Source organism: Crystallibacter permensis (genome assembly GCF_025960875.1).
Lineage (GTDB): Bacteria > Actinomycetota > Actinomycetes > Actinomycetales > Micrococcaceae > Crystallibacter > Crystallibacter permensis.
Genome location: NZ_JAODLR010000001.1, coordinates 81,095 through 92,177 on the forward strand (window position 1 = coordinate 81,095; position 11,083 = coordinate 92,177).

11 protein-coding genes are annotated in these 11,083 nt (G+C 64.4%); 8 read left to right on the forward strand and 3 right to left on the reverse strand.

Annotated elements, in window-relative coordinates; all coding sequences use genetic code 11:
• Positions 1-21 precede the first annotated feature (21 nt).
• Both B0G38_RS00370 and recR read left to right on the forward strand, forming a co-directional pair.
• Entirely contained in the window at positions 22-3,486 is a 3,465-nt protein-coding gene (locus B0G38_RS00370) for a DNA polymerase III subunit gamma and tau (RefSeq protein ID WP_264667593.1), read from the forward strand.
• A 23-nt stretch (positions 3,487-3,509) separates the two neighbouring features.
• The gene (recR, locus tag B0G38_RS00375) at positions 3,510-4,106 is read left to right on the forward strand and encodes a recombination mediator RecR (protein WP_169992473.1); all 597 of its coding nucleotides are present in this window, start codon (positions 3,510-3,512) and stop codon (positions 4,104-4,106) included.
• A 7-nt stretch (positions 4,107-4,113) separates the two neighbouring features.
• On the opposite strand, the gene B0G38_RS00380 is transcribed toward recR, so the two are convergent.
• Entirely contained in the window at positions 4,114-4,893 is a 780-nt protein-coding gene (locus tag B0G38_RS00380) for a GntR family transcriptional regulator (RefSeq protein WP_264667594.1), read from the reverse strand.
• Between the two features lie 331 nt (positions 4,894-5,224).
• Between B0G38_RS00380 and ehuB the strand changes: the two genes are divergently transcribed.
• The 5 genes from ehuB (at position 5,225) to B0G38_RS00405 (ending at position 9,913) form a co-directional block, all read left to right on the forward strand.
• Positions 5,225-6,154, forward strand: coding sequence for an ectoine/hydroxyectoine ABC transporter substrate-binding protein EhuB (gene ehuB / locus B0G38_RS00385; protein WP_264667595.1), 930 nt, complete (start codon positions 5,225-5,227; stop codon positions 6,152-6,154).
• Positions 6,155-6,163: 9 nt separating this feature from the next.
• Positions 6,164-6,895 (forward strand): ectoine/hydroxyectoine ABC transporter permease subunit EhuC, encoded by a 732-nt coding sequence (gene ehuC, locus B0G38_RS00390; RefSeq protein WP_169992470.1) that lies wholly within the window; start codon positions 6,164-6,166, stop codon positions 6,893-6,895.
• On the forward strand, positions 6,892-7,545 hold the full coding sequence (ehuD, locus tag B0G38_RS00395; RefSeq protein WP_264667596.1) for an ectoine/hydroxyectoine ABC transporter permease subunit EhuD: 654 nt from the start codon (positions 6,892-6,894) through the stop codon (positions 7,543-7,545). Before ehuC ends, ehuD begins: the two co-directional genes overlap by 4 nt.
• Positions 7,529-8,374, forward strand: coding sequence for an ectoine/hydroxyectoine ABC transporter ATP-binding protein EhuA (ehuA, locus tag B0G38_RS00400; RefSeq protein ID WP_413542005.1), 846 nt, complete (start codon positions 7,529-7,531; stop codon positions 8,372-8,374). Before ehuD ends, ehuA begins: the two co-directional genes overlap by 17 nt.
• A 252-nt stretch (positions 8,375-8,626) precedes the next feature.
• Positions 8,627-9,913, forward strand: coding sequence for an aspartate kinase (locus B0G38_RS00405; protein ID WP_264667597.1), 1,287 nt, complete (start codon positions 8,627-8,629; stop codon positions 9,911-9,913).
• A gap of 90 nt (positions 9,914-10,003) precedes the next feature.
• On the opposite strand, the gene B0G38_RS00410 is transcribed toward B0G38_RS00405, so the two are convergent.
• Positions 10,004-10,222 carry a hypothetical protein gene (locus tag B0G38_RS00410; RefSeq protein ID WP_264667598.1) on the reverse strand — a complete coding sequence of 73 codons (219 nt, stop codon included), beginning with the start codon at positions 10,220-10,222 and terminating at the stop codon, positions 10,004-10,006.
• 51 nt (positions 10,223-10,273) lie between these two features.
• On the reverse strand, positions 10,274-10,483 hold the full coding sequence (locus B0G38_RS00415; RefSeq protein WP_264667599.1) for a hypothetical protein: 210 nt from the start codon (positions 10,481-10,483) through the stop codon (positions 10,274-10,276).
• Positions 10,484-10,582: 99 nt separating this feature from the next.
• Between B0G38_RS00415 and B0G38_RS00420 the strand changes: the two genes are divergently transcribed.
• A complete protein-coding gene (locus B0G38_RS00420) occupies positions 10,583-11,038 on the forward strand; it encodes a MarR family winged helix-turn-helix transcriptional regulator (protein WP_264667600.1) in 456 nt (151 codons plus the stop codon).
• Positions 11,039-11,083 lie beyond the last annotated feature (45 nt).

The following is an 11,083-nucleotide window of genomic DNA, read 5'->3' on the forward strand; positions in this document are numbered from 1 at the left end:
GCAACCGATAGGGTTCTTATCGTGAGTACAGCCCTCTACCGTCGTTACCGCCCCGATTCCTTCGCGGACGTTATTGGGCAGGAACATGTCACAAATCCGCTGATGGCCGCTCTGCAGAAGAACCGCGTCAACCACGCCTACCTGTTCTCCGGCCCACGCGGCTGCGGCAAGACCACCTCGGCCAGGATCCTGGCCCGTTGCCTCAACTGCGCCCAAGGCCCGACGCCGACCCCTTGCGGACAATGCGATTCCTGCGTTGAGCTCGGCCGCGGCGGCCCGGGCAGCCTGGACGTCATCGAGATCGACGCCGCCAGCCACGGTGGTGTGGACGACGCCCGCGATCTGCGCGAACGCGCCACCTTCGCCCCGGTGCGGGACCGCTACAAAATCTTCATCATCGACGAGGCCCACATGGTCACGTCGGCCGGCTTCAACGCGCTGCTGAAGATCGTGGAAGAGCCGCCGGAACACATCAAGTTCATCTTCGCCACCACCGAGCCGGACAAGGTCATCGGCACCATCCGCTCGCGCACGCACCACTACCCGTTCCGGCTGGTGCCGCCGGAGCCGCTGATGCAGTACCTGGAGCTGCTGTGCAACCAGGAAAACGTGCCGGTGGCCCCGGGCGTGCTCTCGCTCGTCGTCCGTGCCGGCGGCGGCTCCGTGCGTGATTCGCTCTCCGTGCTGGACCAGCTCATGGCCGGCGCCGGGCCCGAAGGGCTGGACTACGAACTGGCCGTCTCCCTGCTCGGCTACACCCATGCCTCGCTGCTGGACGACGTCGTCGATGCCTTCGCCGCGCAGGACGCCTCCACCGTATTCAACGCCGTGGACCGCGTGGTGCAGACCGGCCATGACCCGCGCCGCTTCGTCGAAGACCTGCTCGAGCGCTTCCGCGACCTGATCATCGTCAAGGCCATGCCGGAGAGCGCCCACGCCATTCTCCGCGGTGTCCCCGAAGACCAGATCGCGCGGATGCAGACCCAGGCCAACCAGCTCGGCTCCTCCGAACTCTCCCGCGCCGCGGACATCACCAACCAGGCACTCACCGAAATGACAGGCGCCACCTCGCCGCGCCTGCATCTGGAACTGCTCTGTGCCCGCATCCTGCTCCCCGTCGCCGACCAGGCGGAACGAGGCGTCGCCGCCCGTGTGGACCGGATCGAACGCCGGCTCGCGTATGCCGGGGAGCTTCCCGCCGGAGCGCCCAACCACGCTCCACCCGCCACCGAAACCAATTACGACGCCGGGTCCGCACCTTCCGTACCAAGTGCTGAAGGCGCCGGCGGGGCAGCCAAAGTGCGGGAGGCGCTGCGCGCCGCGCGCACCCAAGCAGCACCGACAGCAGAAACGCAGCCATCGCCGCAGAACGTCCCGGCCCCCGTCGAGCCCGCGCCACAGTACGCTCCCGCTCCCACCCAGCCCTCGCAGGAACCGCAACCGCAGCCGGCTGCCGAGACTGTGCCAACGGGTTCTCAGGCCCAGCCCGCCCAGGCTGAGCCCCAGGCTCGGCCTGCCCAGGCAGAACCGGCGGCTGGCTCCGGTCAGCCGGCGCCTGCTCCTGCAACCTCCGCAGCCCCTGCCGCACCGCAGGCGGAAGAACCTCCTGCCTCGCGTGATTGGGGCGGTACCTGGGGCGCGGTTCCCGAGCCCGAACCGGCGAAGCCCGCCACCCCCGGGCCTGAAGTTCCTGCGGAACAGGCAGCACCAGGCCAACAAGCACCGGCACCGGCACAGCAGCGTGCACCGGGCCAACCGGCTGCACCCGCGGCAGCACAAGCAGGCCCCGCTTCCCCTGCGCAGTCAGGCCCGCGATCCACAACGCAGCCGGGCGCCCCAACAAGCCACCAAGCTCCGCCGTCGGCGCAATCGGTCCCCCTCGCCGCGCCATCCCAACAGCGCCCTGCCGCGTCTGGTGCCACCGGTTCGGTGGAGATGTTCCGCCGCGCGTGGCCGGAAATCATGGATGTCCTGAAAACCGAGAAGAAGTTCCTCTGGATGACAGTCGAACCACACACCTCGCTTGCCGGCTTCGACGGCCGGACGCTGACAGTGGCCTTCTCGAACTCCGGTGCGATGAATGCGTTCAACAGCAAGCAGGAGAACGCAGGAATCCTCAGACAATGCATCTTCAAGGTGCTCGGCGTCGACTGCGCAGTCGATGTTACGGCCGGAGGCTCTGCCCGGGCAGCGGGTGAACCCGCCCCAAAAGTACCTACTAGCTGGCAGCCGCCGGCAGACGGTGCGGCACCACGGACTATGAACGCGCCCGCACCGGCCACGCCCACCGCCAGCTCCCCTGCGGCGCCTGCGGCTGAGCCTGCCCAAAATCGTCAGCCTGTTCCCGCGCAGGATGCCGGCAATGTCTGGGGACCGGTGGCTCCTGTCCCGGGCGCCAACTCGGGATCCGCGGGTGTTCAATCAGCAGGCGCTGCTACTGCAACCACCACGCTCCCCGCCCGGACTCCGTCGGCGGTCAGCGAACCTTCTGCACAGAGCGCGCCCTCCACCAGCAGCATGGCGTCTGGACAAAGCGCACCATCCGCGGGCAGTGTTCCATCGGGAGCCAGCGCAACATCCGCTCTAAGCACACCGTCTGCCGCCAGCACTCCGTCAGGCACCAGTGCCGTGTCAGCGCAAAGCGCACCTTCAGCCCAGAGCAGCCCATCGGCTGCCAGCAGCGTCTCCGCGCAGAGCGCACCGTCCGCGGCAAGCGCACCCTCCGCCGTGGCGCCCCGTCCGGTAGCAGCGGAACCGGTCACCGTACCCCCGCCGGCGCCAGGGGAACGGCCGGTGTTCGGCCACCTCGCCCAAGGACAACCGGCAGCCGCCAGGCCAACCGTGTGGGAACCGCCTCAGGCTTCCGGTGAAGCGTCTGCGCCGCAAGCTCCCGCGCAAAACGGACAGCGTCCTGCGACCAGTCGGCCGCGGCCTGAAACGCTTATTGCGCCGAATGTGCCAAATGTGCCGAAGTCTCCCTACGACGACATTCCCTTCTCGGATGAGGAACCGCCGTCCGAAGAATGGGACGCCAGCCCGGACTTCGAGCCAAGGCGGCCCCACGTCCCGTCACCGGCATCACCGCCAGCTCCGGCCCAAGCCTCCCCGCAGGCGCCAGCAACATCCCAAGCCCCGGCGTCGGCGCCTGCGCCTACTCCTGCTCCAGCTCCAGCTCCTGCTCCTGCTCCAGCTTCGGCCCAGACTCCTGACGCGGCAGCTGCACCGGATCCCAATAAACCCATGAGCCGCTACCAGCGGTTGCTGAACCAGGCCAGGGCTGCCGAGGCGCAAAGCCGGCCTGCCGGCGCTCCCGCTGGGCCTGGCTTCGGCAGCAAGGGCGGCAGTGGCCTAAACTTGAGGCACGTCGAGGACATCCCCAGTGAAGATGACTTAGCCATCGAAGACTCGGGCTTGGTAGGCCGCGCCGCCATTGAACGGATTTTGGGCGGCCGGCTGATTGAGGAACAGAGCCTCGACGGTTCCTAAAACTGTTTGGAGATTGAGGTTCAGTGTACGAAGGTGCCGTCCAGGAGCTAATCGACGAGCTTGGCCGGCTTCCCGGTATCGGACCGAAGTCCGCCCAGCGCATCGCTTTCTACATCCTTGAAGCCGAACCGGCCGACATGAAGCAACTGGTGCAGGCCATCACCAATGTCAAGGAGCGGGTGAAGTTCTGTTCGATCTGCGGCAACGTCTCCGAGCAGGAAACCTGCAACATCTGCCGTGATCCCCGGCGGGATCCCACTGTGATCTGCGTGGTGGAGGAGTCGAAGGACGTCATGGCCGTTGAGCGCACCCGGTCCTTCCGGGGCCGCTACCATGTGCTCGGCGGCGCCATCAATCCGATCGGCGGCGTCGGTCCCGATCAGCTGCGGATGCGGGAACTGCTGACCCGGCTCGCCGATGGCCAGGTCCAGGAGATCATCATCGCCACGGACCCCAATCTGGAGGGCGAGGCGACTGCGACCTACGTGGGACGGCTGCTCAAGGACTTCGGCATAAAGGTCACCCGGCTGGCTTCGGGCCTGCCAGTCGGAGGCGACCTGGAATACGCCGACGAAGTGACGCTAGGCCGGGCCTTCGAAGGCCGGCGCCAGGTCAGCTAGCTGGAGTTTAGGAAAGCTCCGTAAGCGGCTGGGTGATCGGCCCCAATGCGTAGGCTCCCGCGGGCGTGGGCTCTTCGGTGACCGTTTCCACGTGAACGCCGCGCTCTTCGAGTACGCCCGTCAGCCGGTCTACCGCCTCGACCATATGATCCCTGATGGCATCGGCCGCTGCCTCGGCATCCCAGTCCTGCAGCGCGGCCATGATGCCGTGGTGCGATTGGGTGATGTCCTTCCGCACGACATAGCCGCGCTTGCTGCTGAAGCTCGCGAGCCGGGTCTCCACGACTAGCGTTGACATGTAACGGCTCAGATGTGCATTGTCCGCAGCATCGACCAGGGCGAAGTGGAAATCCAGGTCCGCGTCACCGATGGCACGGGCATCGTTACCCTCGGCCGTCCGCAACAGGTGGTCGAAAGCGCTCTGAACCTTGGCGACAGCGGCGCCGTCGTGCTTATCGATGATCATCCGGGCAGCGTGGGTCTCCACCGCGACCCGGGCCTCGAACAGGTCATCCAGCCGGTCTTCGCCGACCACGGCCACCCGCATCCCCTGCCCCGGTTTGGCCGTCAGCAGCCCTTCCTGAACCAAACGCTGGGCGGCTTCGCGCAAGGGGCTGCGGCTCACGCCGAGTTGCCGGGCGATTTCCACTTCGCGCAGCGGTGAACGTACGGCCAGCGCACCGGAATAGATGGCGTTGCGCAGTTCCGTAGCGATCAGGTCCACGGTCGAGGGACGATGCACTCTCAGGACGGCCGGCGCGTTGCGGTGTGCAGAGGGATGGGGCATCTGGGTCCTTACGTGTCTTGCGTTTGGCACCCGGATTACTCCTGCATGGTGCACAGGTTGGGGACGAATCCGCATCGTGGCCAAATCGTAATCAGTATAAGTGTGAGGGCCGACATCCGCGGAAGTACGCGGAATTTAGCCCTAAACCGGGAAGGAACACCCCGGGTCGCACTACTGTCGACAATCATACATGCAGACTTGCAGATTGTATGTGGTGGCGAAAATTACTAGCGTGGACCTCAGTCATCCCAAATTCGGGTCGGGTCGGCTGGGGTGCGCATGTGCGTAGACCGGGTGGCTTCGCCCATTTCACGACCGAAAGAGGAACATGATGAACGCTCGTACCACTAAGTCCCGGGCGGCACTGGCCGCGGGAAGCGTGCTGGCCTTGGTACTGATGGCCGGCTGCGGCGACGGACAGATCGAGCAGGGCGGCGGAGAAGAGGGCGCGAGCCCGGCGGCCGGCGGCACCCTGGCGGAAATCCAGGAATCGGGCACCGTCACCGTTGGCATCGCGGGCGAGGCCCCGTATTCCTTCCAGGAAGGTGGCGAGGCCACCGGTGCCACCATTGCCATGCACGAGAAAATCTTCAGCGGGCTCGGCGTCGAGAACGTTGAAGCGAAGCTGGTGGATTGGGACGCACTGATCCCGGGTCTGAATGCAGGCCGGTTCGACGTGGTCAGTGCCGGCATGTCCATCCTGCCGGAGCGCTGCGAGCAGGCGGCCTTCAGCGACCCGGAAATCATGTACACCACCGCGTTGATGGTTCAGGAGGGCAACCCGAAGAACCTGACGGACCTGGATTCGATCGTGGCTGCTGAAGAAGGCGGCGAGGACATCAAGCTGGCCGTTCTCTCCGGCGGTATCGAAGCCGGCTACGCCGACAAACTGGGCCTGGATCCCCAGTCCGTCGGCAATGCCCAGGACGGCATGGACACCGTCGCGGCAGGGCGCGCTGACGCCTTCGCCATGACGGCCATCTCCCTGAACTGGCTGGCCGAGAAGAATCCGGACGCCGGCGTCGAGGTTACGGAACCCTTTGTCCAGGTCATCGACGGCGTAGAGCAAATCGGTGCCGGCGCCACGGTCTTCCGCCAGGGCGACACGGAACTGTTGGAGGCCTACAACTCCGAGCTGGCCAAGATCACCGAGTCAGAAGAGACCTACGTGGACGTAGTGGGCGACTTCGGCTTCACCGCCGAGAACCTCCCGCCCAAGGACCTGACGACCGAGCAGCTCTGCTCCGGAGATTTGGGCTAGTCCACCTTTATGGAAAGCAATTTCGAAGCGCTGGCAGAGGCGTGGCCGAGGATCCTGGACGGGTTGTGGATTACCCTTCAGCTGACCCTCGGCGGCGCCCTGCTGGCGATGGTTATTGCCGTGGTCCTCGGCCTGGGCTCGCGGCTGCACAACATTGTGCTCCGCGGCCTGTGCCGGGCGATCATGGAATTTTTCCGCGGCACTTCGCTGGTAGTCCAGCTGTTCTTCTTCTTCTTCGTTCTGCCGCAGCTGGGGCTGGCGCTGCCGGCGATGGTCTGCGGCATCCTCGGCCTCGGGCTCAACTACGGTGCCTACGCGGCCGAGGTAGTGCGCGGATCCATCAATTCGGTTCCGACTGGGCAATGGGAAGCCACGACGGCGTTGAGCATGTCCAAATCGCAGCAGATGATCCGTGTCATCTTCCCGCAGGCCTGGGCACTGATGATTCCCTCGCTCACGAACTACCTCATCCACATGCTCAAGGGCACGGCAATCGTCAGCTTCATCACCCTCGCCGACCTGACCTACCACACCGAACAGCTGCGCGAACAGACGGACACCTTCTTCGCCTACGGCGTGAGCCTGGTGATCTACTTCGTCATCGCGTACATCCTGACGCTGATCATGAACGCTCTTGAGGTACGGGCCAAACACCGCCTCGGCCGCGGCGAATCGCTGCGCGAGGCGCTGACCCCGAAGACTCCGGAGACCGCCGCAGCGGAAGGAGGCCGCAAAGCATGAACGGCTTATGGGATTGGGACGCCGCCTGGGCGGTATTGCCCGAACTGCTCCTGGCCTTCGTCCAGGTCACCCTAATTGTCACCGTCCTGAGCACCGCCATCGCGGCCGTGCTCGGACTCTTCATCGCGATCCTGCGCATGTCGGTGCCGAAACCGATTGCCGCCGTCATCACTTTCATCGGCGACTTCATCCGGATGACGCCGATCGTGGTGCAGCTGCTGTTCGCTTACTGGACCTTCCTGACCATCGAGCCGCTGACCATCGGCATCGTGGTCTTCGGTATCCACTACTCCACCTACATGGCCGAGGTCTACCGGGCCGGCATTGACTCGGTTCCCAAGGGCCAGTGGGAGGCAACCACCGCGCTGTCCATGTCGAAGCGGCGGGCCTGGACTGCCGTTATCGTTCCACAGGCCCTGCGGGCAACGGTTCCGGCGTTGGGCAACTACGCCATTTCGATGTTCAAGGACACCCCGTTCCTGCTGACCATCGGCGTGGTGGAAATGGTCCGGGCCGGGCTCACGTTCGGCGGCAACAACTTCAGATATATGGAGGCCATCACCCTGGCCGGCGTGATTTTCCTGCTGGCCAGCTACCCGACCTCCCTGCTCATCTCCAGATTGGAAAAGCGCCTTGCCTACAACTACTGACCCCCACGCCGCGGCCGGTGACGGCACCGCAGCCGCCGTTCCGGCCATCAGGTTCGAGAATGTGGAGAAGCGGTTCGGCGACAACGTGGTCCTCAAGGACCTTAATTTCGAGGTGGCCAAGGGCGACCGCGTCACCCTGATCGGCCCCAGTGGCTCCGGCAAGACCACCATTCTCCGCCTGGTCATGACCTTGGAGAGCCTCAGCGACGGGTATATCTACATCGACGGCGAGCCGCTCACCCACGAGCTGCGCGATGGCAAGCGCGTTGCGCGCAGCGAGAAGGCCCAGAAGCAGATCCGCAAGCGCATCGGCATGGTTTTCCAGCAGTTCAACCTGTTTCCCAACATGACCGTGCTGGAAAACATCATCGAGGCGCCTGTCCATGTGCTCGGCCAGTCCAAGGCGGAGGCTACCAAGCGCGCCATGGAACTGCTCGAAAGCGTGGGGCTTCCGGGCAAGGCCAACGCCCATCCGCTGCAGCTGTCCGGCGGCCAGCAGCAGCGCGTCGCGATTGCGCGCGCCCTGGCCATGGATCCGGACATCCTGCTGCTGGACGAGGTCACCTCGGCGCTGGACCCGGAAATTGTGGGCGAAGTGCTCGGCATTCTGCGCCACATTGCCGAAACCACCGACATCACCATGCTGATCGTCACGCACGAGATGCAGTTCGCCCGCGATGTTTCCAACCGGGTGATGATGTTCGACGGCGGCCGCGTGGTGGAAGAGGCCACGCCGGACGTCATGTTCACTAACCCGCAGCACGAGCGGACGCAGGCATTCCTGCACGCGGTGCTCGGCAGCGGCGACGGCCACATCGGCACACACTGACACCGATAAAACCCAACCAACGACGGCGGCAACTGCCGCGCGTAAGCCGGTCCGCCGCCGTCGTGGTTCCTGATTTTCCGAAGGTCACACTGGCCTGTTTGTTCAAATCTATTCACCGCGGGTAGCTCCGCGGCGCTAGACTTTCCTTGCCGAGTGCGTCTGCAGCCGACGCGTATCCATCGGCAGATTTCCCAATTGCCTACCGTGCCCGGCTGCCGGTCGGCGCCAATCCAGGAGTTGTTTAGAGAGCGCATGAGCTTGATAGTGCAGAAGTTTGGTGGTTCCTCAGTATCGGACGCCGAAGGCATCAAGCGGGTTGCCCAGCGCGTGGTCGACACGCAGGCTGCCGGCAACGAAGTTGTGGTTGTTGTGTCCGCGATGGGCGACACCACCGACGAGCTGCTTGATCTTGCTGACCAGATTACCTCCGCCCCCAGCGCACGCGAGATGGATATGCTGCTGAGCGCCGGCGAACGAATTTCCATGTCCCTGCTGGCCATGGCTATCCAGGAGCAGGGCGCCACGGCCCAGTCCTTCACCGGCAGCCAGGCCGGCATGATTACCGATGCCATCCACGGCAAGGCCCGCATCATTGATGTCTCCCCGCACCGGGTGAAGACGGCGCTGGAGAAGGGCGACATCGCGATTGTTGCCGGCTTCCAAGGCATGAGCCGCGAAAGTCAGGACATCACCACGCTGGGCCGCGGCGGTTCCGACACCACCGCAGTGGCACTGGCCGCGGCGCTGGACGCCGATTCCTGCGAGATCTACACGGACGTCGACGGCATCTACACCGCGGATCCCCGCGTCGTCACCAACGCGCAGAAGATCGACGAGATCTCCAGCGAGGAAATGCTGGAAATGGCAGCCTCGGGATCCAAGATCCTGCACCTGCGCTGCGTGGAATACGCCCGCCGCTTCGGTGTCCCGCTGCACGTGCGCTCGTCGTTCAGCACCAACGAAGGGACCTGGGTGCTGCCCAGCCCCGACGACAAGATCAAGATCCAAGAGGGAGAACCCATGGAACAGCCCATCATTTCCGGAGTGGCCCATGACCGTTCCGAAGCCAAGGTCACCATCATCGGCGTGCCCGACATCCCCGGCAAGGCGGCAGAGCTGTTCGGCATTGTTGCCGGCGCCCACTCCAACATCGACATGATCGTGCAGAACGTTTCCACCAAGGGAACCGGCAAGACGGACATCTCGTTCACGCTTCCCATGGTGGAGGGGAAGGAAGCCTTGGAAGCGCTCCGGGCCTCCCAGGACGTGGTTGGGTTCGACAGCATCGACTACAACGACCAGGTGGGCAAGCTGTCCCTGATCGGTGCGGGCATGCGCTCCAACCCCGGCGTTTCCTACAAGTTCTTCGATGCCCTGCACAAGGCGGGCGTGAACGTGGACATGATCTCCACGTCCGAGATCCGCATCTCGATCGTCACCCACGCCGATCTGCTGGACACCGCCGTGCGCGCCGTCCATGCTGCCTTCGGCCTGGACACCGAGGACGAGGCCACCGTGTACGGCGGCACTGGACGCTGATCCGCCACTGACCAAAACGAAGACCGACGGCGGTCCCGCTTTACGCAGGAACCGCCGTCGGTCTTTTTTGTTGGCTAGTTGGATTTGGCCTCAGGTCACGTTACGGTGTTTGCGGATTGCATAGGCATGGCCTTCGGCGTCCCGCTCCACCTCAATTTCCGCAAGCTGCTCTTCCGAGGCCTTTTCGGCGTCGTCGTGCTTGTGGACCACTGGGGTATCAGAATCAATCCGGTCTGCTGGACCCCACACTTTGGCGGCCTCCGCGGTTATACGCATGAATGTGCGGAGGAAGCGCGAATTCTCAGCCATCTGAATCACCTTCTTGACGAGGCTGTTATCCGTATGACCAGTGTACGACTTCTACTGCTTTTTGGGCACGATGTAGGTACTGCCGTCCGCCCGGCGCACCGTTTCCCACTGCGCCGCGTCCGCTTCGCGTTCCTGCAGCAGGCGCCGGTTGTCCTCGGTCATGGGATGGTCCACGCCGCTCTTTTGCGCGGGGCCCAAGATCATGCGAAGTTTGCCGGTGAAGTTCATGAACCTCTGCACCGAGTTCTTCTTGCCGGCCATTGTGGGCCCCCTTACGTCTGCTCCGCCAATTGGAATGATTCCTTCTTCCAGCATAGGCTAACACTTAGTGCGCTAACTATTTGAAGGGATGTGATCCGTATGACCGCAGCCGTACACCGGGACGAGGACCTGCTGCTCGAACACCAGCTCTGCTTCGCTTTGTCAGTAGCCTCCCGCAGCGTGATCGGCGCTTATAAACCGGTCCTCGAGAAACTCGGCATCACCCATCCCCAGTACCTGGTGATGCTGGCGCTGTGGGAAAAAAGCCCCCGGATGGTCAAGGATCTTGGCGAAGCCCTGGCCCAGGAGCCCGCCACGCTCTCGCCGATGCTCAAGCGGCTCGAAGCCGCCGGACTCATCACCCGTGACCGGATACCGGGGAACGAACGCGCCCTGGCCATCGGACTGACGGTGAAGGGCAAAGCTTTGCGGGAAGATGCCCTGTCCGTGCCGGGCGCCATGTTGCAGCGGCTCGGGCTGGACCGCGAGCAGCTGGTGGCGCTCAACGAGTCCATGCGGGATCTGATTACCGCCGCTCAGGCCGCCGCGCACTGAGCCGTAGGCGGAGGCCGGCGGCTTCCCGCCGGCCTCCGCCGCTTT

Coding starts and splice junctions, on each gene's coding strand:
- B0G38_RS00380 (WP_264667594.1), bottom strand. CDS start 4,893: ATGCCCCATCCCTCTGCACACCGCAACGCGCCGGCCGTCCTGAGAGTG.
- ehuB (WP_264667595.1), top strand. CDS start 5,225: ATGAACGCTCGTACCACTAAGTCCCGGGCGGCACTGGCCGCGGGAAGC.
- ehuC (WP_169992470.1), top strand. CDS start 6,164: ATGGAAAGCAATTTCGAAGCGCTGGCAGAGGCGTGGCCGAGGATCCTG.
- ehuD (WP_264667596.1), top strand. CDS start 6,892: ATGAACGGCTTATGGGATTGGGACGCCGCCTGGGCGGTATTGCCCGAA.
- B0G38_RS00405 (WP_264667597.1), top strand. CDS start 8,627: ATGAGCTTGATAGTGCAGAAGTTTGGTGGTTCCTCAGTATCGGACGCC.
- B0G38_RS00410 (WP_264667598.1), bottom strand. CDS start 10,222: ATGGCTGAGAATTCGCGCTTCCTCCGCACATTCATGCGTATAACCGCG.
- B0G38_RS00415 (WP_264667599.1), bottom strand. CDS start 10,483: ATGGCCGGCAAGAAGAACTCGGTGCAGAGGTTCATGAACTTCACCGGC.
- B0G38_RS00420 (WP_264667600.1), top strand. CDS start 10,583: ATGACCGCAGCCGTACACCGGGACGAGGACCTGCTGCTCGAACACCAG.